We start from the raw sequence: 23,038 nt of genomic DNA, 5'->3' as shown, positions 1-23,038 counted from the left end.
TTAGCGAAGCACCGTCGTTTCATCATTTTCAACAGGGTTTGATCTTTCCGCATACATCGCGGCCATGCGTTCAGGCCCGGGGTAATCGCCGTCCCATAGTTGCGGGACTGGGGCGATACCCAAAACGGTTGGTTCCAATCTCGAGATTTCAGAAGACAACAAACGTATCTCGTGCTCTACCCGAAAATAAACTGCGACGCCGCCTTGGAATGCGTTTCCCTTCGCTTCCTGCCAACGGTCTATACTGAACTCAGTCGTGTTTCCGCCCGGTAATGAAGATCTTACGACAGTCGTGGCCTCCATGGACCGATCAACGAAGTATCTTACGAGCGACTGAGCGTTCTGATCGCCCCATACCTGTGACCGATCCGCAACAAGGCGCTCGACGCTCTGCTCCAACCGTGCAAACGCCGTTTCCCGGCCGGCCATCGCACCTAAGCCAGACAAAGCAAAGGATCGATCCATCACCTCTAAGTTTGCATTCACCCGCTGCACAAGGTGATTCAGTTGAACTAGAAAAGCGACGCGCGCTCTGAGTCTATCGTAATGGTCGAAATTGTTCTGGCGGACCAGCTCGCCGAGCTGCCGCTGCATTGGAACGATTGTCCGATAGGCAGCAATGCCCGCAACAATTGCCGCTAGTAATGAAACGCCTGCGCCCAAAGCGTTGCCTGCGAAGCCTATCCAAGGATCGGCATTTCCGCTTGCTGTGGCATGCCAAATCGGACCGGCGATGCCCAGCCAAATAATTGTCGATAGTATCCAAAGGACGGCGACGGCGGTCGCGATGCCTGGCCAGTTTCGATCTTGCATTATGTGCTCGTCAGATCAAACCAGTACTGGTTGGCCAAGATGTCTGCTTGCAGATTGTTAGCCGGCGGGGGCCCCTCGTATCCAGGCGAGAGTGGCGTCTAGCATTCCCTCCTCGGTCATTTCGACCATGTTGCCCGCTGCGTCGTTCGTAACAAGAAATACTGAGTCGTTCGGTGAGGGCGATTCGAAGACCACGGTGTGAGTTTTTCCGGCCCGGTCCCTCAGCTTCACCTTCGCGCCATCAAGCAGCGTTTCAATTTTCTTACCGACGCTTACCGCAAACCTTGACGCGTCATCGCCAAATGCCTGCGCGGCAATTACTTCGCGGCCAAGCTTATCGGCCGCTGACCGGATATCGCTTGCGGCCGCTTCTCGCTGCTCTTTAGCTCTCTGTTCCAAGGTCTTCATAAGCGCCTCTCCATGGATCGGTGATCAGTTCCCGACGATTCGCCACACAGATCCAAGCGCAACTAGAACGCGAGAGCAAGGGGCGATACCTCATCCATTAGGTGAGGCTGGCTTCCTTACTCGAACGGGTGAGGAGGAAGTCTAGCGCTTTGTGGGCCGTTTCGGAGTTGGCGCCAGGTCTGCGAACATCTTCTCGATCGGACAATCGAGGAACTGACAGATCGCAAAGAGCGTACTGGCGCTGATCCGGTTGGTCCCCCGCTCGTATTTCTGGATCTGCTGGAAGGACACGCCGACGGCATCACCAAGGGCGGCCTGGCTAAGACCCTTCTCCATGCGAACTTCGCGCAGCCGTCTGCCCAAGAGAGTGTCGAGGGCCTTAGTGCTGCGTGCGATACGAGGTTTGGGCATAGGCCGGTTATCGCTCATCGCTCGCCTGGCCACCAGACAGACTTGGATGGGCCGCGCCGATCGGATTCGGTCCCAGCTTCACGAGGCACTTCGCTTGTGCGGATGAGGGCGAGCGTTGTCGCGCGTACATGGCCGATTTGGGCCTAACGGAGGAACCCGGCTAGAGGGAGCCTGCTGATCACGGCGATTCGAGCACTTTATCGGGTGGTATTTTTCTTCGATCTGCAGCATTAGACACAAAAAACCCGCCGTTTGGCGGGCTTTTCGGCTCATCTCTGAGCAGCAAAATATTAACCATTCGTCATTTTCGTTCCCCTGAACAAGTGGGACGTCTAGGCAACGATATAAGCCTGGAGTGGTTCCGAAACTAGCCCCACATCACAGCCTGACAAAAAAGCGTTCGTCAAGCGTGAACGATTAGAGCACATCCTCGTACAATATGGCTTCTCCCGCAGCCACGCAAATTAAATCGACCCATGGTTGCAGAAGGGTAAAATTCCTGTGCGTTGGTGCGATGACTGCTGCGGTTTTTACGTCACGACCGTGCGAAAGCGCGTTGCGCACCTCTCGAATGCGGTTTGCAAATGTAGAAATGCCCTGTTGGCAGAATTGCTCTTCAGTGTGCTTGCTCGTTATCAGAGACTGTAGCACGAACCCGCCCTCGAAATTCGTAGGGCTACTGTAGTTCTCAAGGTTGTTCTGGATCTCGCGCCACAACAGCTTTGCATCGACCGTGTCTTTTAGAAGTAGGTCCATTCTTTGACTTTCTTCCTGTCGGTTAGCTGCTGTTGCGGTAATAAGGTTTTCGATAACTAGCGGGATGTCATCAAGTACATTCGGTTTCGCAAGCATCTTTCGAAGAGCGTTCCGAACGGATGCGGTCAGATAGTAGACCGACAGATATTCGAGAATGCGATAATAAAATAAGAATGACTGAGCTGCGTCGCCGTCTCGCGCAGCGAGCCAAAAATGTAATAGATTCACGTCAACATTCTTAGTTCGAATAGTTGCCGGGAACGCCCCTGCACTGAAACGGGTCTGAGGTGTGAGTGTTTTTTCTGGAGGGATCGCGTGAATTATGATCCGAGGCGACTTGGTGTCGTAGTAGGTCATGTAGAAATTCAGATGGTATGCGAATTCGAGCACAGCATCTTCATTCCATTCAATATCGCGGATCCAGAAGGACATCGGCTCACCGAGCAATTCCGTTTCTTCGTGATCTAGCATCGTGAATGATTGCAGATTTCGGTAACTCGTCGCTGAGGTTCGAACGAGCAAGGCTGTGCGGCCAATTGCCAGAAGTCGCTCGCTTGAGGAGCCGAACTCGCAAGTGTAGTCCCTGTTTTTGAAATTGAACGTGAACTTGCGTTTAGAGAACTCTTTTATTGTGTCTGTTGGCGAGAATGCGGTCCAGATAATTTCAAGATCTTTTGTATCGATGTGCCAAACGGCTGAAAAACGCGGTGGAAGTATCACCTGATTGAGGACGTCTGCAAAAGCCTGCGCGTCGTCAGGCACCATCAATACCAAGGAGTCATCGCCCCACGGTTGTTCGATCACGTTGAAATCTTTTTCAGGCGCGTCGCCTGTTTGGATCGTCTCGGAATACTTTGAGAGCGGATTTGCGCTAAAAAACTTTTCGAAAAGAGCTGCTGTCACGTTTTGATCCCACCAATGTAACGTGTGGGTCATCGCGCGCCCGGAGGTTGAATGCAACGAGTTTCTTCAACCATATGCCCCGAGAGGGATAGATTTTTAAGCGAGACAGGGTGCTGAGAGATTGAGACGATAAGGCCCGCGTCGCGGAGACGTAACGAACCGTGGCGGCGTTACGAGCGGTCCTCGGCAAACAGATCGAATGCAGGGGCTGGATCACATCCTACGGCGGAAACATCCATGCCGCCGGCAGCGTACTGCGTGAGCAGCGACATAGCCTGCGCCCGCGTCTCGCATCGGTCTATCTCCGGCCCCTGAAGTGTGATGTGCGGGTACTGAGCGGACTCAGCCGCGGCTCCATCATTGATAATCCGATAGGGCATTCAACATCTCCAAGAGGCGTCGTTAGGCGGTTGGCTTAAAGGCGGGCCTTTATCCAATCGGGCATGTAGTCGCTGAGCCAGCCCTCACACGACCCCTGCCGCATCCTCGTGGGCGCTCATTGGCTCAGTACAAGCCTATCAGCGCGGCGCAGATTGTGCGTTCTCCCTCGCCCCATTGTCGGCGGCGATCAGCCGTCGCAGGTTGATGTTGTACGCCGGCACATTCGCGTTCTTGATCGGCCGCTCCAGCAAGTATGCCGCCACGTCGGGGTTAAACCAGGCCATCTGCACGATCTCGTCGGCACTCTGCTTGCTCGTCGGCAGTTGCTCGAGCAGGAGTTTGAAGCGTTTGATGAGACCGCCGCCGGCGAGGTCGCCCTTGAAGTGCCGCACGGCCAGCTGCGCCCACCCTGGGACATTCCACTTGTCAGTTGTGTTCGAACCAGAGGTGCCGCGCTTCTCGGCCTCCTTGAAATAGCCGAGGAGCTTATGCGCCTGGCGCAGGCCGTTCATTTCCTCGGGTGTGAACGTCTTAGCCAATAGTGCTTCGTTGTCTTTGAATTCCTTGGAGAGCCGCGAGAGCTGCACCTCTGGTGCTTCGCCGACCATGCGCGAGCCTTGGACCTTGTCGGTGAGCACCTCGGCAACGGCGGCCTTCCAGCCGCGACGCGCCGGCACGTCGTGCTTCACCAGCGCGATGACCTCGTCGAGCCGTTTCTCGGAGCCATAGCCACCGGTGAGCAGCTTGCTGGCGACGTCCCGTGGATCCTCACGGATAAGGGTGCCCACGGCCGAGCGGTCAATGTCGGCCTCGGTGGCCTTGAGGTTGACGCGCGCTTGCTCGAGGCTCGCCCGTGCATCGGCAGACAGTTGCTGGCCTCGTTTGGCAGCAAGCGTGATGCCGTTGAACTCGCGTTGCACGTTAGGGAATGCGGCCAGTACCGACGCGTTATGGTTGGCCCAGTTCGCCGATCTGGCCGGGTTCAGCGTTCCGTCTGGGTTGAGGACCTTCATGGCAAAGTCGGACCGCAGATAGTCACGCACCGCCTCGTGCCCAACAGCGGCGTTAGGGGCACCGTCGAGCAGGCGTTGCAGTACGGCAGAAGTCTCCGGACCGGACAAGAACCGCTTGGCCGTCTCGCTCGGTGGCGTGCTCCCGCGGTTCGGTAACCCGTCGATATTGCCGCTGCGGTCGAGCTCCTTGGTGAACTTTGCAGCCTCGTCACCAGGGGAGGGCCGGTAGCGATCCGCGAAGCTGCGATAGTTGGCATTCGCATCTGCGTATCCTGGAGCATCGTCAAGTGTTCGGTTAATCGCCGCTCGAAGCTGACCCACGTTCGATGCCAGGTCGAAGTTACCGTCCTTCTGCGCCTTGTTCTGCGCAAAGCTCAGATACTTGCGGAGGTCCGCGAGGTCCGCGCCGCTCGCCGTGCCAGTGCCGCCGACGTTCTCGCCATCGACTATATGCGGTCGAAGCCGTTCCAGGCGGTTGACGAGTTCGCCAGGCAATTGCTGCTCGATCGGGGCGAGGGGATTAGCTCCCGCCCGCATGCGATCGATGGCCGCAAACACATCATCGGCCGGCAGTTGCTCGGTACGGCCTGGAGCTGTGTCGAACTGACGGTTCTTTTCAGCACGGGCGGGGACATAACCGTCGTTCACGATCGTCTTATCGAGGCGCCGCGAGGCATTTGCCTTGTAGTCCGTATTTGCAATTGCGCTGAATTCCGCTCCGTGCTCCTGCGCCCCGAGATTGAGGTTGGCCACTTCGTCGGACCGCCGCTTCACGGTCGCATCCGCCTCGTTCATTCGTTCGTTGCGATTCTGCTCTGCGCGTCGGAATACGGCGCCAAGGTCTGCCTCGGGATCGCGCATGCTATCGACGCGCGTTGCGGCGGCTTCCTTGACGTTCTGATCGCGCTGAATGAACTCGGGGGCGGACCTGGAGCGCGAGCCGGCTTCCATCGTCACGAGGCCGGGATCTCGCGACAGCAGTGCGCTGGTCGGCAGAGCAGATGCATCGACCGGGCTCTCACCAGCAAGTTTTGGATTGGTCAACTCTCCGGCGTTCTCGCGGATGTCCTGCGCGATGACCTTCGGTGAGCCCGTTGCGCCAGCCTGCAACGTGGTCGCGGCGCGATCGACCTCGGCATGACTGTAGGGCGTCTTGTTTGGGCGGAGCGGTATCTCGGAGGGTGCCGAGGTGAAGGCGCGTTTGGCAGCATTTTTCAGCATGCCACCAAGGCCCTCCACGACACCTTGGGCCGCGTTCGCGCCGATGCCGCCAGCCAGAGGCGCCACGACGTTGGCGGTGTGCTTGACCCAGTCGCCACCCATCGGATGCTCAGGGATGGCATCCGCGGCGTTAACGGCAACGCCGGCACCAGCGCCACCGATCGTGTCGCCCACGACCGTACGCGCCGGCGCATCCTTGTAGGGGCGGGCGAGGGCGTCCAGCATGCGTCCGCCGACCGTGGGTGAGCTCGTTACTGAAGCTGCGATCTGTGGCGCCCGCGCAGCCAGCATTGCGCCCATGCCGAGTCCCTGCGTGCCGAAGCGGTTGATGTCATAGCCAAGCTTCTCCCCGCGCGACATGTCCTGCTCGGAGATGCTGAACGGCTCAGCAATTTGCTCGACCATTTTCGAGGCTGGGGTCGCCATCGGAATCTGGGTGCCGGCGACCTTGTTGATGCCAGCGGTGATGATGTTCTGCAGGCCGGCCATGAGGTCGACCGGCGAAAGCACAGTGTCCAGGAGGCCTTTGCCGACGCCTTGTGCGCCAACTGCAAGGCTGTGCAGCGCGCTTGGGGCCGCCGATGGAGCAAGGCTAGGCGGCTTACCGTCGATATAAACGCGCGGACGGCCGCTCGCCGGCGGCGCGTCAGCAAATTGCGCGAACGGGTCGTGATCGACGGGGGTGTAGGTCGGTCCTTTGGGTGCCGGCGGCGCATCTGCAAATTGCGCAAATGGATCGTGATCAACGGGAATGAGTTTAGGGCCAAGCGCGGCGGGCTGCTGAATTACGAAGCCTGGCGGCAATTCGGCCGTACCAGCACCGGCAGCCTGCGGACGGCCCTCGAGCTGGGCGATCAGCGCCGGATCAGTGACGGGTTTATCGAGTTTGAAGCCGGGAGGCAGAGGAGGTGTCGCCGGCCTGTCCATCACAAAACCCGGCGGTGGTGGCGGAATGAGATCTTCAAACATGCCGGGCTTTGACGGAAGGAGGTCGTCGAACATGCCGGCGGGAGGCGCAACCACCGCAGGCATACCTTGTCCGGAGAACGGGAATTTACGATCGGCAGGGGAGACATCAGGGAGCGGCGGTGTCGGCCTGTACTCACTTAGTGCCCGCAAAATTTGGGGCTCTGTGAAGTCGTCCGGAAATGTATGGAGCTGACCTTCGTATCGGTATTGCTTCGGCATCAATGCGCCTTCACGATCATTTTGCAGACCAAGGTGGGTGGAACATTGCGCAGTGCCTGCTGCGTAACGCCGCCGTTGAGAGATGATGTGGTGCCGGTGACAGTTGCTGTGCCAATAGACGTAATCTGGCCTTGGTGGCCGGACCCAGGCAAAAGGGCATCAAACGGGTTGTCGTTGCCTCGTGCATACGTGCCGATGATGCCTGTGACGACTTGGTTGGTTGTCGACAGGACCGACGCTGAGCCTGATGCGTTCACCGTTAGTGTCGCATTCGGGAGTTGAGCTCGATCGAGAGTCAGGTTCTCAGTACCCCCCGATGCGCCAAGGGTCGCGCCATCCACGCCGCTGCCCGCGGTCGTCAGGCGATTGGCGCCGCCATCCACGCCAGCGACGAAGCGCCCCCGGGTATCCGGCTTCTTCGGGTTGCCGGATCCGTCCTGGCCATGTGGGAAGCCGGCGCTGATGTACGCGGCGCGAAGGCTCGCGAACGGGGTGTCGGAAAGCAGAACACCGCCATCCGCCCAATCCCACCCGGCGGGCAAGTCGGGTAGCGACCACGGCAGTGGTCCCAAGCCGGCGGGCAAGATGAGGTTAGCGATCTCAACCGGCAACGTTGAATACAATTTCGCCAGAGTGACGGTGTTATCCGCGATCTTCGACGTACTCACAGCGCCGGAAGCGATCTTCGAATTAGAGATCGAGCCATCGGCGATCTTGTCGGCTGCGACCGCGCCGTTTGCCAGCTTGGCCGACGTGATCGAGCCATCGTCGATGATCGCGGCGACGGTGAAGTCGGCGATCAGCTCCCAGTTGGAGGCGTCGAATACGACACCGGAAACATGGGTGGTCGTGCAGATGTAGAACTTGGAAGCGTAGAAAACCGTGCTGACATCGGCGTCGTAGGTCGTCGATGCCTGCCAGCTGGACGGCGCCGCGAAGCCGATGCTGATGGAGCTGTCGAGCTGCGCGCGGCCGACCGAGCCGCGCTTGAGCACGCCGTCGTCGTCCTGAATCAGGCGGATGTTCTGCTGGGTCTCGTCAAGGCTAAGCTTGACCGCGTTGAACTCCGCGTCGAGTGGAATTCCACTAATAGGATCTCTAGGATTCTGAGCGCTCAGGAGCGCAAAGCTAATCTGTCTATCGTATGGGGTTGCTCTGGGCATTGATCGACCACGGGGCTGGCTCAACGGTGAGCGCGGGCGCCGGTGGCGAAGCGGCAGAGGGGGTCGACCAAGCTAAGACTATACTGCGAAAACATGCATTTTGGAAGAGGGACGCTTTTTGTAGTGACGTAGGCCCGCGAATGGCGGGTAGCCGGTGGCAGGGGCAGGTCGACGCGATCCGTCGGCAGTTGCCGCAGAGTACGAGCCCGCGCATTGAAGGATTTCTCACGCGGTACATTGATCCGGTGGAGCCCGGCAGGATCGCCGCTTTGGCATCCGACTGCGCTGGCTATTCGCATTCGCTTGATGGGCAGTTCATCGATTTTGATCCGCCGATTGAGGTCGCTGAGCTGTCGGAGCCGTGGTCGACGCTAAGGCTAGGCACCACTATGACCATCGGTGCCCTTTTGGCGGTCGGACCTTGGACGTGGGGATCTACCCGCCAAGCGGGGTCCGAATGATCACCGCTTCTCCATCCGTAGTTCGCTTGACCGCGGCTTCCAGAAAAGACTTGCGCTCTTCAGCCGTTGCGTTCTGCCACTGGGACGTCGCGGCCACCGTGCCCGATACTTCAAACTCCCCGTCGATCGGGCAAACGACTTTGTGAGCATCGCCGCTTGGATCCAGAAAGTTACAGGCGTTCCCGCAAACAGGACACGTCCCAATAGGCATAGCTAACCCCGTGTTGATCGCGGCGACATTCGCCGATTCTGTTTCATCTGCCTTAATCTGGAGATTATCACGACGACCGCTGCCCTCGTGGCGGCGGTCGTGCCTACTCGAACAGTTCCATCATTACCAGGACGTATCCGACCGTCAGGCCGACAGCGACGGAACCGATAAGCAGCACCAGGAAGCGTTTCATCGCCAACCTTTGCCCGCCTGCATCCAGCTGGCCATCACCCAGTTGGGTGAGTCTGCGCAATCTTGACTCAGAATAGGCGCGGCATGGTCACCCTTTGGTGGGCGTCAGGCGTAAACGGCAAGCGCCATGAGCACGCCCGACGCCGCGGCGCTGATGCCTGCGGCCAACCCGAATCCGATCAGTAGTTTTTCGAGAATGCACATCGGCCGTTTCTCCGACGTCCGAATCCTACGCCTGCGGAATTAGGGTCATCAAGAGTCGTATCGCGCACCCGCGCGAACCTCCCTGCGAGCGATTTCACTCGTCCGGGGGCGGACTAGGTGGTGCTGCGACAGTTCGAATATCTCGCGGAGAGTAGAGCCAGAGTTTCCTGCACTTCGGGCACTTAAGGCTGAACATCGCTGGCAGGGGATCGGGCACGTCAAGGCGGATGACAAAAGAGCAGCCCACGCAATCCAGGGCCGACTGACCATTCGCGGTCATATGAGCAAACTTTCAAAAACCTTTTCCTATCACAACAAGAGGACAATCCAATGACGTCAATCGCCGCACTCGTTGCGTTGGGACCCTTGCGCATGGGCGCAACGGGACCGGCCGTGACTGCCGTTCAGCTCGCTTTGCGCAATGCTGGATACGACCTTGAAGCCGACGGCGGCTTCGGAACCATCACGCAAACGGCCCTGAAGGCGTTCGAGGCAAGCCACGGATTGCAGCCTGACGGCGTGGTCGACAAGCCGACCGCCACCGAGCTCGACAAGATCGCCCCGCCGCCGTCGGTCCTGAAGGTCGCGCCCTGGCTTTCGACCATGCGTGCCATCACCGGCACGAAGGAGGCGCCGTCCTCGAAGGACAACCCCTTCATCATCGAGATGGCCCACGAGATCGTGCGGCGCTACCCGGACCTGAAGGGTAACGTCGGCTGGTACAATCATGACTCTATCCCGTGGTGTGGTCTGGGTATCGGCTACGTCTTCGCCGTGAACGGCATCAAGCCGGCCAGCGCGCCACTCTCTCAGCGCTCGCGTGGGCGACTTGGGGCCAGCGCCTGAAGATCCCGACACCGGGCGCCGTGATGGTCTACAGCCGCGCCGGTGGCGGCGACGTCACGCTCTATGAGTCCGAGGACGCGAATTATTACTACTGCCGCGGCGGCAATCAGTCCGACAGCGTCAACGTCACCAAGATCCCAAAGTCCCGCCCCATCAAGGCGATCCGCTGGCCTGCCGCTGCCGACGACGGGCCGGAAGATCGGCGCGACCGGGCAAGGCCGTGAAGGCGGGAAGCGAAACCTAACCTGAGGGCGCTTCATCGGTGCCGTCCGGCACCATGCCGGACCCGGGTTTCTTCTCGGGGTCGGAGAGGCGCGGGTCAGTTGTTGGTTGCTCTCGCAATTTCTCTTCGTCGCCGTCCTTCGGTTGGGCTCCCGGGATGGTCGTTCCGTCCTTCGTTCTCACGCAAATTCTCCTTCGACAAGGCGCTTCGATAAATCTCGAAGCACCGAAATCGTTCCTATTCCGCCGCGCGACGGCATCGCGCAATCACAACATGACTGGAGAACTAAAAACGAAGTGGGATAACGCCGCCTCTTTCTGCGACGTGATGAACCGACAGGGCGGCCCGGTGCGCTGGTCCCGCAACGATACGGAAGAGACTAAGAACCGCGCCGATCTGATCAACGCCGCCGGCAAGCGCGCCTGCGGATGGGGGCGGCGATGAAGACAGCGCTCAAAAGCTTAGCCGATCGAACCAACGAGTGGTTCTCGTCGCTGGTGATGATTGCATGGGGCGCCACGCTGGCGCTGCCGGGCGATCTTCTCAGCCAACCCGGTTTCGTTGCATTCCGACGGTTCGGGATGACCGAGGCTTCATGGGCCGCCTTATTCGCCTTCGTCGGCGCCGCGCGGATCGTTGCGCTCTACATCAACGGGCGGTGGCCGCGGTCACCGCATATCAGAATGGTCGGCGCTCTGTTCGGCGCCGTGTCCTGGGTGCAAGCGTCAGTTCTTCTCTACGAAGCGGCCGGAATCAACAATACCCCCGTTACCACGGGGTGCGCGGTTTACGCCCTGCTTGCAGCGTTCGAGCTTTTCTCGATCAACAGGGCGGCCTTCGATGCTCGGTATCACGTTAGCTGACGCTGCTGTCTTCTGCACGATCGCCGGCGCGATCGTGGCCATGGTCCGGGGCACCTCGCAGGGGGACAGCGCAAAGAAGCAGGCCATTCACTCGGCGCCGATGGTCAACATCGCGACCGGCATCGTCGAAGCGAACCAGTTCGCCGATTACATGAAGGTGCTGGACAAGCTGGCGATAGCGCTCAAGGGCCACGCTGAGGCGCTGGACCGCCAACATCAGGTCAAGTTCACCAATGCGCTTGAGGAACTGGCTGAGAAGGTCGACGAAGCACTCGACGCCCGGCGCGAGCACCCGCATCGGCGGAAGTGAAATAGCCCGGCGCAAGGGTAAACCTCGCGGCGAGCTGGATCAAGGTTTACAAGCGTGCGGTTCTAGCACCCGGGTAGACACTCGTTCAGTTCTTTGACGCAAACGCTATTGTTGTTCCGACCGCGACCTTCACGGCAAATGTTGTATGATACTTTGCAGTTCATTTCGCAGCGCTCAGCGCGAGACATTTGCTGCACTCGGTGGATAAGACTGCTGTAGGGCCCGTTGCCGGTCGAACCGCCCTTCGATGAGCTAAAATTGTGGATGTCCAGAGCAAAGCCTGGCGTCCAGGCAGTCACAATTCCAATCACCAGCGAGAGCTTCAACAGTGTCTTATTCATAAAAGTTTCCTCAGTTAGCGCTTCCCAATTCAAGCTATTTTAGAGTCGCCCGCATCTCGTCACCCATTTGGGGTACTCTGGCTTTTTATTTGGCACAATGTGCGACCTCGGTGCAGCGCCGCTTGGCAGTCTCGCGTGATGAAAAGTCTCGCATCATGCGGACTTTGCCGGCCTTGAAAACGCTAAGGCCAGCTGAATTGCACTTGAATCCGCTGCGCAAGCCTTGGCCGATTGCCGGCTACACACGCGGCATTCTCTTGTCGTAAATCGAAGGACATCATGATCCGCATCACCGCTATCGCGGCAGCTTTGCTGTGCGCGCTCTTCGTCACGCCTGCGTCCGCCCAGAACTTTCTCGAAGGTGTCATCTCGATCAACGTCACCATGACCAAGGAGGAGACCTGCATCGCCAGCCAATACGGGGTTGGTGACGGCTACCATGGGAGGCGGACGGCTTCCGGCGAACGGTTCAACACATACGCTTTGACGGCCGCGCACCGCACCAGGCGCTTCGGCAGCCACGTCACGGTCACGAACAAGGCCAACGGGAGGTCGGTTCGGGTTCGGATCACGGATCGCGGCCCGTTCATCAAAGGGCGGTGTATCGACCTGTCTCGAGCGGCAGCAAACGCAATCGGCATGGGCGGGACGGCGAGGGTGACCGTTCAATGATGGACTTGCTCAGCGTCGTCGCGTCCGTCCTGCTAGTTGTCGCCATCTGGGGGCTGGTCCGCTGGGCTGATCGTCAGCACGAGAAGTAATTCGGGCTGATGCCCGTCACGAGGCCCGAGAGGGCGGCTGGACCTGACCCGGTCCTGTTTGTCTCTGTAAACTTGCCCGGCTGCCGAAAGGTGGTCGGGCTTTTTTGTAATCCGCTCAATTAAGGTTACATTTTCAGTATTTACGGTGAATTGCCCTCGCATTAACCGGGCAGTGCGCGTTTGTCTGCTCACTTCGATTGAACGGCATGATACGTGGCTCCAACTCGCAACGAAGCGGGGCGGGAGCGTAAAATGCCCATGAATGTAGCGCGTGCTATCGCAGCAATCACGGCGTCAGAAAAGCTAGGCGTGGACCTTTGTGATCTGCTCGCGATGCGCCAACGCATAAAGGCCTTTGAAGCAAAGTTGGGGGCGGATCGCGCTCGATGGCAGGCCGTTCGACCGAGGGGCAATCATCAGACACGATTGGAGCCGCGTCTTGGGCGGTCAGCTCATTTAACCAAACGGAGCCGTCCATAGCCTCTGCGCAGCCGCTCCTGCGCGGCGATCACGTCTTCCCGGTCCAGTATGTCCAGCATCCTCTGCAAGACAGCCTCTGGATCGCGTGGGCCGGGCTCGATGTATGCGCCAAGCAGTGCCTGGGCGTCGTGCATGGCCTTCATGATAATGTCGATGTCTCTCATTTCATGAATCCGATCATGAAAGCGATGGTCAGATAAGTCGCGCCGATCACGCCCGCCGTCACAGCAAGAGCGAGCAAAATTCTCCAAACCTCAAACGGTCCGATTTCATCTCTCACCTCTCCCTCGCGAGCTTGGAGCAGTTGCGCCACTTCGGGTCTTTGTCGACGGAGTGATAGACGGGCGTGCCTTTGGGGTAGAGCGCCTGCATCATACCAAGGCGCGCGAACTCGATCGGCCCGCCATGATCCGCTGCCTGGATCAGAACATGCATTGCATTCTGCCATGGCGCACTGTCGTGCTGAGATTCTGGAAGGTTGGTGATGTACGCACCAGCATCTCGAAGCGTGACTACCTCGCCGCCATCCGGCAGGACAATCGGGGCGGGGAAAGGTGTCGACCAGGGTATCAGACCAGCCTCAGCGCGAGCTGGCGCTCTCTGCCGGCATGTCGGACGACGAAATCTTCGATGGAGGAAGACAGGTCTTCGTATGCCAGATCGCCACGGCGCCGGATTTCGCGAGCGATGTCGTCGGATACGTCCTGCGCCCAATTGTTTGCGGTATTGAATGCGATGACCCGGTCGGGGTCATTGTATTGGCCGGACATGAGATCGGCGATGATGGTCTCGAGGTCCGTTTTGCCGACGTCGGCTTCGCGATAAACGCAACCACCTTTGCCATAGCAATCCACCACGAGATAGACGGTCTCGTCATGACCGTTCGGCACAATGGAAGGCGTCCATTTCGGAGACATCACCCAGCCTTCCTTTTTGTGCCGGTGGTCTTTGTGCGCACCGGTGCCGCCTTGGCGTCGTCCTTCGCAGCGCGTTTTCCGCTGATCGGCAGCAACATCTCTTTTTGACCGGCGGCGCGCTTGACGGGCTTCTTAGCCTTTGCAGCGGGCGCTGCCGCGCTTCCGCCTTTCAGACTCTGCTTGAGTGCGGTCATAAGGTCGACGACGTTCGTGCCGGGCCGCGCCTTGCCGTGAGGCTTGATGGTCGCGCCAGAGCGCTTTTGGTTGATGAGATCGACAAGAGCGGATTCGTATCGGTCGTCAAACTTGCTCGGATCAAATTCGGCAGTTTTCTGCTGCACGATGTGCTGTGCGAGATCGAGCATGTCCTTCGTGACCTTCACGTCCTGGATGTCGTCGAAATATTCGTCCTCGCCCCGGACCTCGTATGGATAGCGGAGAAGGGTGCCCATCAGGCCGTTCTTGAGCGGCTCCAGCGCAATGATGTGCTCGCGGCTGGTCAGCACCAGACGACCGATGGCGACCATGTCCATGCTGCGGATCGTCTCGCGGATGACGGCGTAGGCATCGTGCCCGACCTTGCCGTCGGGAACGAGGTAATAGGGCCGGATGGCGTAGCGCTGGTCGATGTCGGACTTGGGGACGAACTCGTCGATTTCGATGGTGCGGGTAGACTCGAGTGCGATGTTTTCGAGTTCGTCTTTGGACACCTCGATGTAGGTGTCCTTATCGACGGCGTAGCCCTTCATGATGTCTTCGTTGAGGACCTCTTCGCCGGTATCGGCATCGACCTTCACATACTTAATGCGATGGCCTGTGTTGCGGTTGATCTGGTTGAAGCTGATCTTCTCGGAATCCGAGGTGGCCGGAAAAAGCGCGACAGGGCAGGTGACAAGGGAAAGGCGCAAGAAGCCCTTCCAGTTGGCGCGCGGGGCCATGGCAATACTCCAACTCAATGACGCAACTGAACAGCGGACTCAAATCGTCCAAGTATGATTCGTTCCGGAACCTATTGGTTTGAATCGAGTTTTTGCCTTTAGCGGTGCGATATTAGGGAGCCGAGGAGAGCCGATGCCAAAATACTCAGAAGAACAAATCCGAGAGTACGCCCACAAACTCTGGGAAAGAGAAGGCCGACCGGAAGGGAAGGCCGATAATTTCTGGCACCAAGCCAAAAGCGAGCTCGAAAGCGACGCGCCGGGCGACGAAGACCCGAAGCCGATGCCAGAGTAAGCTGGGCCGTGCTGGGATCGATTGTTTCAGACCATAGTTGAGGCGAGGGGGACCTTGGCGATCTCACCCCCTTCCTCGTTCATCACCCGGATAAAGTTCTCTTTGCGTATGATAGTGGGCTTCTCGGTCCCGATCCTATGGCGATGAAGCTGCCGTGATCCTTGGCCTCATGGTCACTGGCGCATTCGTGGCCGAGAATATCGTTAGCAGGGATTTGTCCGGCGAGATGAAAAAAGTATCTGGGCATGCGCGGTCAATCGACAGAAGGCGCGCTTGTTCCTGATCCCGACGGGGACTGTTAAAGACGCATTTAGGAGTGCGGCTTCCTTGCCTTTGATCGTTCAAAAATTTTATCGATCGGGTAATCGAAGAACTGACAGATGGCAAAGAGTGTACTGGCACTGATCCGGTTCGCGGCGCGCTCGTACTTCTGGATTTGCTGGAAAGACACACCGACGGCTTCGCCAAGCGCCGCTTGGCTGAGTCCTTTCTCGATCCGAATTTCGCGGATGCGCTCCCCGATCAGGACGTCGATGTCTTTTGTGCTACGCGCCGTCGCCCGAGCCGGTTTCGGCATTTATCGATCCTCGGCGTTGAAGTGGGCTGCATCATCGTTCTTCCACCTGAACATGCTGCCGCACTCATGCATCTTGATGACGCCGCTCTCGATGAGGTGGTCCCGACCGGCTGTATATTCCGCGACGGTACCGGCGCCGCCTTTCAGGAATGTGCCGTTCCATTCCCCGACGGGCATGTGGCCTTGGTCCACACGGAGCGCCTTGGCGATCTCAAGCAGTCTGGCTGCGGCGGCTTCAGGTCTGGCGTAGAGGCGTTTGTCGTCAACGTATTTCGTCATGGGAGAGACGCTTCGTCTTTCTTCTTGCCGCGTGCGACGATCTGCAGTGCGCCGTCAGGCAGCGGGCGTTGGATCTGCATCGCTTCTTCGGCTGGCGCGTTCATCCAGGCATTGAGCTCTTCAGGCCTCGTCAGGATAACGGGCATGGCTTTCGGGTGGATTGCGCCGACTTCGGCGTTCGGTTCGGTCGTCAGAAATGCGAAGATGTCGTTTGTCGTCTCGCCTTCTTTGACCTTCCGAACCGACGTCCAGTTCGTCCAGATTCCCGCGAAGAATGCCAGAGGCCGGGCCTCGCCGAACGCAAACCAGATGTCGCCGCCCTCAGCTTTATTGAACTCGCTGAAGGATGTGAACGGCACCAGGCATCGGGACTCGACACCGAGCCAGCGCTTCCAATGCTTACTTTCGAGATTGCGGATATTGGTCGTTCCACTGTCCGGCTCCATGCGGAGTAGTTCCTTGAAATCGACCTGCTTGCCCTTCTCTTCAAGCTTGGCGGCGCGTTTCTTCGCAGCCTGCATCTGGGCAAATTGTGACGATGGCATCCCCCAGCGGGCGAGCGTCAGTTCGGTCGTATCCGCCTTGTTGCGCAGGATCGGGGCTGGATAGTCGGGAAAGATGCCGGGCATTGCAGGCAAGTTTCCGGTGCTGTCGACGTCGAAGGAGAACAGCCGGCGGATGGCGTCTTGGTTCTTCGTCATCGAATACAAATTGCACATGCGCGTTCCTATCGATTACGTGCCCGGTGCTCGTCCGGTGATGTGTTCAATATGAGCCATGGTCTCTTCAGGTATGCCGGGGTCGAACGTCGCGCCGCAAGGGCAGTGGAGCGGACCTCTGCCGAGCTTGTTGCGAAATCCGGCGTCCCATAGCGCGTATTTGTTGGCGGTCCACTGTTGCTGCCGGCGCGAAGCCTCGAACTCCGCTTCGGTGCGCTTCTGCAGGAACACCTTCCACGCAGCATCAAAGGCGGCGCGGGCTGTTTCGAAGTCGAGGGCTTCGCCGCTGTAACATTCGCCAGCCTGGACCGGATAAAAGCCGCAAGACCATTTCCAGATGCACGACCTCTCGGGGGTAGGGTCCCAGTCGTGCAGGCCGATGGTACCGACCTGCACGTCGCCGTACCAGATTTCCCAGGTCTCAAAACGATCATCGGTGCGCCGCCGTGTCAGTTCCGGCATCATGGCGTCTCCACGCCATGCCGTGAGCTGGGCGCCAACTGCAGCAATGTCGCCAGCGGTCTCTTGCCGCCTTTCGCACACCGCTGGCAGCGCAGGCGGGTCGCGAGGTCGTGGATGCATGTCGTGTCGACATGCGGGAGCTCTGCCAGGCTGACGTCGCGCTTGGCCCGGCATCTTGAACATTCAATCTCGAGCCACGGAAAGCCGCCGTTCAGTGCCTGATTGACGGTCGGGGACGGATCAATCGGCTCGCCGTCCGCCCACATGCGCTCGTTCCAGCTTTCGCAGGACAGCTTGTCAGCTTCCCGGATCAGGGCTTCGCCCTTTGCGCGCAATTCGTCCGACTGACGTGCAAGCATCAGCGTCACGCCGCGCGCCTTGTTCAGCTCTTTGTTCAGAGCTTTCCTGTCGCCGCCTGAGAGGGGCGTGGGGTGATATTTCGGAGCCATAAGGGCGTCCAAGCGTGACGGTCAAAAAAAGGAAAAATCATAAGCGCTAGGTTGTCTCAAATGACGGCCAGCAGCCGTCCTCCTCGAGGCGTCCTGTGCGTTCCTGGCAGCCGTTGTCGAGCAGCTTCATGCCCACGTCTTTCCAGACCGCATGGGCCCCGTAGATACGCACCGCATCCACGGTCTGAATTTCAACGATCCGATCGCAGCGACGACAGGTCACGCGCAGGACGTGTCGGTGAATTTCGGAGAGGCGCCGCTGCTGAATGGGAACGCCGGTACGGATCTGACCGCGGGGATCTCGGACGATGGAATCCCAATAAGCCTCTGGCAGGTCGTCCGCAGGCCCGGGCATCGGAATAGGCGGGTCAGGTGGGCGGCTTGGCTTGGAGGCCAGCTTTTCCATCTGTTTTGGCGTCGGCATCCGCCAGCTTGCAGGTCTGTCGCTCATGTCCTTGACTAGAACATAAAAAGAACAAAAGTCGAGTCCGTTGAGGTTGAATTTGCCTGTTCGGACGGAGTGCGCCTGATTTGAAATTGACGAAGTTCCCGACTGGCGGCAGAATTTGGCCGCTATGGGTCAAGCTCAAAGGCCAGTCTGTCCCCGATGTGGGGCTCATCTGATTTTGGCGCTGCCGTCGGGCGGCAAAGGGCCGCGCACGTTCCAATGCTTCGATTGCGACCGACCCGACCCGCTTAAAACGGATCAAGCGATAGGCTGGTTAAAGGGTGAATTGCAGCCACCGAAGTAATTCCGGTACCTGCCCTATTTCGACCTCTAGTGGCCCGGTTTGAAATCGTCAGTGGCCTCATTCAAAAAGGGCCTGGGGGATAATCATTTTGGCTTGGACCGGTATCTGTATTATTCTGATCTGGTGACACCTTTGTGCCTTGCCGAAACGCAAAACCAATAAACCCGATGAGAGCTATCAGGGCGAGAAGCGGTCCTACCCAATTTGGCATTGTGTTCTCCGATAAGGCCGCCTCAGTGAGGCGGCTTCTAGGGCACGGTGTACGGAGCGGGCGTAAACAAGCAGGCCGATTCCGACAGCCCTTTTGTAAGTCGGCAGTCCCAGAACTTCTCCACCATGATGCCCGCGATAAGAATGGCGAGCACGATCAAACAAAACCCAGCCAGTCGTTGATCTGCTTTCATGCCCGCCATTTTATCCGATGGCGGGGAGGGCGTCATCCTTGCCCATGATCGCAGGGAGACGGTGCGGATCTGCGTTCGCGTTAGGACTTCTTGCGCCGTTGGGCGTCGACCATGTCTTGAACAGTCGCGCTGATCAGCAGTCCGTGTTGGCGCAATACCCACCAAGCCACAACAGAAAGAATAGCTGCTCCCATGACAGCGGCAGCGACGATGGCGACGAGAGAGCCGTATCTAAATGCGGGAATGATGGGGCCGCCCAAGGCGCCTAGTAGGGCGGCCAGTGCGACGTAAGGCCAAGGCCTAAGCTTCATATCTAACTTTGCACGAAATCCCATACTCCGGTCCTTACTTCCATTCGAATTAACACCACGTCAAGCGGGGCAATTGTTGATCATTGGACAAGGAGCGCGGCACCCAGCCGGATCTTTGCTACGAATTTTTGAGTATGCGAAAGAACATCTCTCTGGAATTGGGATGCTGCCGTTTGACCCAATCAAGGTTATACTCCCCATCGATCTGCACACCGCTTGTCTTGTTCGGCGCGTCTCCTCCGCTTAGCGAGTTGAACGTGCAGCTTGCCTGCTCCTGAATTACAGCGCCCACGGCATCTAGAGCCCGGTATGTGATCAGTGCTTCATACCGGACAGGCTGGTTTGATCCAATAATTGCCCTGCGATGCTCAGGAGCGACGGCCCGACGCGGATCGGCAAAAAACTCTTCTTGGCTGAGTGTTTTAATAGACCCCTGCAAGCCGGTTCGCTCGTAGCTTGCTGACTCCTTCAACCGGTCAGCAATGGCAGTGTCGCAGGTATGAACGAAGCGATGCGGAAACGGCAAGGGGCCGCGAAATAAAGTGTAGCCGATAACAGCAACACCAATGATCAAGGCAGCCGCCGCAAGAGATTTGGCTTTACGGCGACTACTTGTCATCGGCAACATCCTGCCGGCGCCAGCCGCTTTTCCAGTTCTGCTCAGACGCAGCATTAAAGCGTTGCGGGGGGAGGAGCGAGATTGCCGTGAATGTAACAATCCAAAGGAACATGAATGGAGGCAGAGTGAGGCCCTGATAGGTGGCTGACTGGCTCGAAAGGGCCCAGAAGATCGCAAAGAGACCGATCGGAACAATGAAAATTCGTTGTTTGTATGCTGGCAGAGCGAGGCCCAGTAGTAGAGCGGGCAATCCAAAAATTGCTCCCATGAACACAGTGCCGACGGCCACCCAAGCCAACTCATTTCCTTTCTCAAGTTCGATCGCCAACCCCAATACAGGCCAGCCGAAGCCGACCCACATAATTGCGAGACGAGCGACGTTGACCAACGAGGCCGACGAGAGCGCTGGCATGATTCGACTCAATCCCCGGCCGTGAATGCAAAGCTTGTTGGATCTGATTACATGAACGCATAATTGACAACGACTGCAGCGACCACAGGACAGCCGTTGCGTGACCCTTTGATGCTAGTTCGGGGTCAAACCACCTCTCGCGCCGTACAGGCGCCGCCGTGCTTTCCAGTAGCCCGCGACAAGCGCGGCGAAGGTCGGAACGAAAAGCAACATGTTTACGAAGGCACCCCCAAAACCCTGCGGGTCTTTCATGAACACCTTAAGCGAGGGTGAGGGGCCGAAAACGAAAAGCTCACCGAACATGATAGCTATGACGGCGATCAAGACTGCAAGCTGCGAGAACAAGCCGAATATCGCGGCTAGGGCAACGTAAACCACCGGATGCAGTTCGGCCGGGTTCTTCGGAGCCAACCACCTCCCTACCCAATAGGCCGGTACGAAAATCAGAGCGAACCAAATCGTCCAGAAGAAAAGTATGCCTAAGCCCAATGTCAGAGTCATTCGCCCTTCCTTTTTGGAGAAAGGATAGGCGATAGGCCTCACTAACTAGTGGCACGAATCAACGGCTTTTGCCGAATGCCGTAACGTTCGATTCACCCTACATTGTGAGATGGAAATGCTGTCGACCAGCTAATGAAACGTCTTACCTAGGGAGACAGGTAGTCGGTTATCTGGGCCTCGCGTCCGGCAGAAACTTCGGAGCTTCGTTTCGTTCCCCCTCCCGCTTCAGATCATAGTTCTCGCGTATCTGCTGTCTCTGCCGAGCCGAGCGTGAGAGATGTTGGCTCCAGTAAAAGACCATTAAAAATGCGACAATTAAGGCGCCAATAATGAGGACAAGCTCGGTCCGGCTCAACGGGCGCTTGCTCAAGGCCTCGCTCCTTCATGATGCACCGCATTCACTCCGTAAAAAAGAGTCCGTCATGCAGGGATCTCAGCCAGCGCAAAAACATTGCCCTCGCCACATAGGTTGTCGCCGCCTACTTTCATGACCGACATTCTATTAGGGTGCGTGGGGATAGTTCTCACCGAAAAAAATGAAGGATCAATGCTGGGCTTCCGGCACCGAGGGCTCCAAAACAAAATCCCACGAAACCCAGGGAGAGGGCGCCCACCCATCCGTGCTGCTGCCAGCCATAAATAGCTCCAATAAACGTGGCTACCCCGATGATCGATACGGCCCAAATAATCTGAATTGTGAGCTTTAGAAATCTGAACATCGACGTTCCTATTGCATCGCGGCCAGCGTGGGCCGCGCGGTCGAGTTGCCCACTGAACTTGATCAGATCGGTGGTCGGGAGGGGCTGCGCAGATCTTGATTCAGCGTGGGTCCTGATTCAACCTAACCAGTCATGGCGAATCCTTTGTCTTCGATCGCGAGAAGCTATTCCAACCTTGCCTCCTTCAAGGCGCGCGTGCTGAACGCTATAGTCGGACTCATTCCAACTCGCTCCTTTCTTGAGGTATTTAGCGATGCGCCTTTTCTCTCTTGTTGCGTTCACTCTTTTAGTCGGCCCCGCAATGGCAGCACCTCCAGCCAGCTGCGTGGACAGGTTCGCCGGAGTTTGGAATCACGGCGGTCTAGCCGGTGGCAACAGAGGGGCCCTCACACGTGACGGACGAGCCATCTGTACAGAAAACGCGGCCTGCCAGGCGGAGGGAACATGGACGTGCGCAGGCAACACCATGCTCTACACGACGAGCATGGGGTCTTACACATACACGCTACAGCCAGATGGCTCGATCACGGCCAATGGTGGTGCAGCGAGGGCGACGCGCATCGGGGCTGCGCCGCCGGTGCCACGCAGTCGAGACTATGGCGCGGCATCGAACGTTACGGCGGATATACTGGGCATTGATCGTTCCGAGACCAGAGCGCCTGCCACATCCGCCACCAAGCCCACATTAGCCGCGGTCAAGCCAACGGCGGCAGCGAGCACGCCAAAGGTAGACCCCCAGATCGAGAAGGAGAGAAAAGAGGGCTTCAAGCACTTTGCGGCAGGCATGGCTGCCGAAAAGCGCGGTGATCTGGCTGCTGCAACAGATCATTTTGATGTCGCTGCAGGGTCGTTCGAACGAGGCGGTCTTGCTGACAAGGCAGCGACCGCGAAGGCAAACGCAAAGATTACATACGAGCGGCAGTTTCGAAGGGCGGCCAACAAGCCCAAGCAGGTAAATTATGCGAGGGATAGCCTGAAATGTAAGCTGATCAAAAAGCAAATCGACGCTGCTGAGGGGTATGCGAAGGAGCAACAGACAATGAAAGACGCTTACAAAGCGAAAGGCTGCGAAGGTTAGCGAGCCTATTGCGCAGCTGTTTGGTGAGCACGCGACAAACCGAGGCGATGGGAAATTATTTGCACTGTCCAGTCAAACGACGGTTCGCAGTCTCTTTGGTGCAGTAAGAGCTACAGTACTTCCCGCCAGACGTTTCACATCTGGGCATACACTCCGCCCAGGTGCAAAATGCTTTGGGTGCAGGCTTCGCGTTAGCAGTGCCTGAACTAGCAATAACCAGAACAATGAATGTTGCTGCAATGCGCATTTCTACACTCCTGCAAGTGCATGCCGCCAGCAATTGGCCGTCATCATCGTCGTCCATTGCCGCTGTCTTTACAATCTCGATCACGCTTTGCGGTCGGGAATCTTTCTTTAAGGTTCTCCCGATAGCCTTCAGCTCAAGCGGCACTGTAATGCGTACCGCTAGTTGGTAGACGAAGAGACAGACCCGCCGGCTTCGTCCCCGGCGGGTTTT

General features: G+C 58.0%; 30 protein-coding genes. 8 read left to right on the top strand and 22 right to left on the bottom strand.

What is annotated here, in order from left to right; translation table 11 throughout:
* The 8 genes from CIW50_RS07600 to CIW50_RS28975 all read right to left on the bottom strand — a co-directional run bounded on the left by CIW50_RS07600 (position 1) and on the right by CIW50_RS28975 (position 9,182).
* A complete protein-coding gene (locus tag CIW50_RS07600; protein ID WP_149530673.1) occupies positions 1 to 813 on the bottom strand; it encodes a hypothetical protein in 813 nt (270 codons plus the stop codon).
* A 57-nt stretch (positions 814 to 870) separates the two neighbouring features.
* Positions 871 to 1,221, bottom strand: a complete 351-nt coding sequence (locus tag CIW50_RS07595; RefSeq protein WP_149530672.1) for a hypothetical protein — start codon at positions 1,219 to 1,221, stop codon at positions 871 to 873.
* Between the two features lie 141 nt (positions 1,222 to 1,362).
* On the bottom strand, positions 1,363 to 1,557 hold the full coding sequence (locus tag CIW50_RS07590; RefSeq protein WP_246664191.1) for a helix-turn-helix domain-containing protein: 195 nt from the start codon (positions 1,555 to 1,557) through the stop codon (positions 1,363 to 1,365).
* Between the two features lie 492 nt (positions 1,558 to 2,049).
* Entirely contained in the window at positions 2,050 to 3,291 is a 1,242-nt protein-coding gene (locus CIW50_RS07585; protein WP_149530670.1) for a hypothetical protein, read from the bottom strand.
* Between the two features lie 170 nt (positions 3,292 to 3,461).
* Positions 3,462 to 3,671, bottom strand: coding sequence for a hypothetical protein (locus CIW50_RS07580; RefSeq protein WP_149530669.1), 210 nt, complete (start codon positions 3,669 to 3,671; stop codon positions 3,462 to 3,464).
* 138 nt (positions 3,672 to 3,809) lie between these two features.
* The gene (locus tag CIW50_RS07575; RefSeq protein WP_149530668.1) at positions 3,810 to 6,395 is read right to left on the bottom strand and encodes a hypothetical protein; all 2,586 of its coding nucleotides are present in this window, start codon (positions 6,393 to 6,395) and stop codon (positions 3,810 to 3,812) included.
* A gap of 698 nt (positions 6,396 to 7,093) precedes the next feature.
* Positions 7,094 to 8,257 carry a tail fiber protein gene (locus CIW50_RS07570; RefSeq protein ID WP_149530667.1) on the bottom strand — a complete coding sequence of 388 codons (1,164 nt, stop codon included), beginning with the start codon at positions 8,255 to 8,257 and terminating at the stop codon, positions 7,094 to 7,096.
* A 775-nt stretch (positions 8,258 to 9,032) separates the two neighbouring features.
* On the bottom strand, positions 9,033 to 9,182 hold the full coding sequence (locus CIW50_RS28975; protein ID WP_172980260.1) for a hypothetical protein: 150 nt from the start codon (positions 9,180 to 9,182) through the stop codon (positions 9,033 to 9,035).
* 473 nt (positions 9,183 to 9,655) lie between these two features.
* Here CIW50_RS28975 and CIW50_RS07565 point away from each other — a divergent pair, with 473 nt between their 5' ends.
* From CIW50_RS07565 to CIW50_RS07540, 6 genes are all read left to right on the top strand, one after another.
* On the top strand, positions 9,656 to 10,171 hold the full coding sequence (locus CIW50_RS07565) for an NlpC/P60 family protein (protein ID WP_149530666.1): 516 nt from the start codon (positions 9,656 to 9,658) through the stop codon (positions 10,169 to 10,171).
* Between the two features lie 23 nt (positions 10,172 to 10,194).
* A complete protein-coding gene (locus tag CIW50_RS07560) occupies positions 10,195 to 10,395 on the top strand; it encodes a C40 family peptidase (protein ID WP_149530665.1) in 201 nt (66 codons plus the stop codon).
* Between the two features lie 155 nt (positions 10,396 to 10,550).
* Positions 10,551 to 10,838, top strand: a complete 288-nt coding sequence (locus tag CIW50_RS07555; protein WP_149530664.1) for a hypothetical protein — start codon at positions 10,551 to 10,553, stop codon at positions 10,836 to 10,838.
* Complete coding sequence (locus CIW50_RS07550) at positions 10,835 to 11,257, top strand: hypothetical protein (protein ID WP_149530663.1); 423 nt, start codon at positions 10,835 to 10,837, stop codon at positions 11,255 to 11,257. The genes CIW50_RS07555 and CIW50_RS07550 overlap by 4 nt, the downstream gene beginning before the upstream one ends.
* Entirely contained in the window at positions 11,235 to 11,567 is a 333-nt protein-coding gene (locus tag CIW50_RS07545; RefSeq protein WP_149530662.1) for a hypothetical protein, read from the top strand. Before CIW50_RS07550 ends, CIW50_RS07545 begins: the two co-directional genes overlap by 23 nt.
* A gap of 725 nt (positions 11,568 to 12,292) precedes the next feature.
* A complete protein-coding gene (locus CIW50_RS07540) occupies positions 12,293 to 12,580 on the top strand; it encodes a septal ring lytic transglycosylase RlpA family protein (RefSeq protein WP_197738363.1) in 288 nt (95 codons plus the stop codon).
* A gap of 541 nt (positions 12,581 to 13,121) precedes the next feature.
* On the opposite strand, the gene CIW50_RS07535 is transcribed toward CIW50_RS07540, so the two are convergent.
* From CIW50_RS07535 to ku, 4 genes are all read right to left on the bottom strand, one after another.
* The gene (locus tag CIW50_RS07535; protein ID WP_149530660.1) at positions 13,122 to 13,313 is read right to left on the bottom strand and encodes a hypothetical protein; all 192 of its coding nucleotides are present in this window, start codon (positions 13,311 to 13,313) and stop codon (positions 13,122 to 13,124) included.
* A gap of 112 nt (positions 13,314 to 13,425) precedes the next feature.
* Positions 13,426 to 13,584, bottom strand: coding sequence for a hypothetical protein (locus CIW50_RS28970; RefSeq protein ID WP_172980259.1), 159 nt, complete (start codon positions 13,582 to 13,584; stop codon positions 13,426 to 13,428).
* 134 nt (positions 13,585 to 13,718) lie between these two features.
* Positions 13,719 to 14,066 (bottom strand): hypothetical protein, encoded by a 348-nt coding sequence (locus tag CIW50_RS07530; RefSeq protein WP_149530659.1) that lies wholly within the window; start codon positions 14,064 to 14,066, stop codon positions 13,719 to 13,721.
* Positions 14,066 to 15,004: a non-homologous end joining protein Ku gene (ku, locus tag CIW50_RS07525; RefSeq protein ID WP_149530658.1), complete on the bottom strand. Its 939-nt coding sequence runs from the start codon at positions 15,002 to 15,004 to the stop codon at positions 14,066 to 14,068. Before ku ends, CIW50_RS07530 begins: the two co-directional genes overlap by 1 nt.
* 133 nt (positions 15,005 to 15,137) lie before the next feature.
* Here ku and CIW50_RS07520 point away from each other — a divergent pair, with 133 nt between their 5' ends.
* The gene (locus CIW50_RS07520) at positions 15,138 to 15,299 is read left to right on the top strand and encodes a DUF2934 domain-containing protein (RefSeq protein WP_149530657.1); all 162 of its coding nucleotides are present in this window, start codon (positions 15,138 to 15,140) and stop codon (positions 15,297 to 15,299) included.
* Positions 15,300 to 15,609: 310 nt separating this feature from the next.
* Here CIW50_RS07520 and CIW50_RS07515 read toward each other — a convergent pair whose 3' ends face one another.
* From CIW50_RS07515 to CIW50_RS07470, 10 genes are all read right to left on the bottom strand, one after another.
* Positions 15,610 to 15,876, bottom strand: a complete 267-nt coding sequence (locus CIW50_RS07515; RefSeq protein WP_149530656.1) for a helix-turn-helix domain-containing protein — start codon at positions 15,874 to 15,876, stop codon at positions 15,610 to 15,612.
* Positions 15,877 to 16,155 carry a hypothetical protein gene (locus CIW50_RS07510; protein WP_149530655.1) on the bottom strand — a complete coding sequence of 93 codons (279 nt, stop codon included), beginning with the start codon at positions 16,153 to 16,155 and terminating at the stop codon, positions 15,877 to 15,879.
* Positions 16,152 to 16,874, bottom strand: a complete 723-nt coding sequence (locus CIW50_RS07505) for an SOS response-associated peptidase (protein WP_149530654.1) — start codon at positions 16,872 to 16,874, stop codon at positions 16,152 to 16,154. Before CIW50_RS07505 ends, CIW50_RS07510 begins: the two co-directional genes overlap by 4 nt.
* Before the next feature lie 15 nt (positions 16,875 to 16,889).
* On the bottom strand, positions 16,890 to 17,339 hold the full coding sequence (locus CIW50_RS07500) for a hypothetical protein (protein WP_149530653.1): 450 nt from the start codon (positions 17,337 to 17,339) through the stop codon (positions 16,890 to 16,892).
* A complete protein-coding gene (locus tag CIW50_RS07495; protein WP_149530652.1) occupies positions 17,336 to 17,785 on the bottom strand; it encodes a hypothetical protein in 450 nt (149 codons plus the stop codon). The genes CIW50_RS07500 and CIW50_RS07495 overlap by 4 nt, the downstream gene beginning before the upstream one ends.
* A gap of 46 nt (positions 17,786 to 17,831) precedes the next feature.
* Complete coding sequence (locus CIW50_RS07490; RefSeq protein WP_149530651.1) at positions 17,832 to 18,236, bottom strand: hypothetical protein; 405 nt, start codon at positions 18,234 to 18,236, stop codon at positions 17,832 to 17,834.
* A 785-nt stretch (positions 18,237 to 19,021) separates the two neighbouring features.
* Positions 19,022 to 19,276, bottom strand: coding sequence for a hypothetical protein (locus CIW50_RS07485; protein WP_149530650.1), 255 nt, complete (start codon positions 19,274 to 19,276; stop codon positions 19,022 to 19,024).
* 94 nt (positions 19,277 to 19,370) lie between these two features.
* The gene (locus CIW50_RS07480) at positions 19,371 to 19,871 is read right to left on the bottom strand and encodes a hypothetical protein (protein ID WP_149530649.1); all 501 of its coding nucleotides are present in this window, start codon (positions 19,869 to 19,871) and stop codon (positions 19,371 to 19,373) included.
* Positions 19,861 to 20,283: a hypothetical protein gene (locus CIW50_RS07475; protein WP_149530648.1), complete on the bottom strand. Its 423-nt coding sequence runs from the start codon at positions 20,281 to 20,283 to the stop codon at positions 19,861 to 19,863. Before CIW50_RS07475 ends, CIW50_RS07480 begins: the two co-directional genes overlap by 11 nt.
* 114 nt (positions 20,284 to 20,397) lie before the next feature.
* On the bottom strand, positions 20,398 to 20,784 hold the full coding sequence (locus tag CIW50_RS07470; protein WP_149530647.1) for a hypothetical protein: 387 nt from the start codon (positions 20,782 to 20,784) through the stop codon (positions 20,398 to 20,400).
* Between the two features lie 1,185 nt (positions 20,785 to 21,969).
* Between CIW50_RS07470 and CIW50_RS07460 the strand changes: the two genes are divergently transcribed.
* A complete protein-coding gene (locus tag CIW50_RS07460; protein ID WP_149530645.1) occupies positions 21,970 to 22,581 on the top strand; it encodes a hypothetical protein in 612 nt (203 codons plus the stop codon).
* The last annotated feature ends 457 nt before the right edge of the window (positions 22,582 to 23,038 follow it).

Origin of the sequence: Tardiphaga sp. P9-11 (genome assembly GCF_008329525.1) — a bacterium.
In the GTDB taxonomy this organism is placed as follows: Bacteria; Pseudomonadota; Alphaproteobacteria; order Rhizobiales; family Xanthobacteraceae; genus Tardiphaga.
The sequence above is the reverse complement of the archived record's forward strand: the minus strand, read 5'-3'. Positions and strand labels throughout refer to the sequence as shown.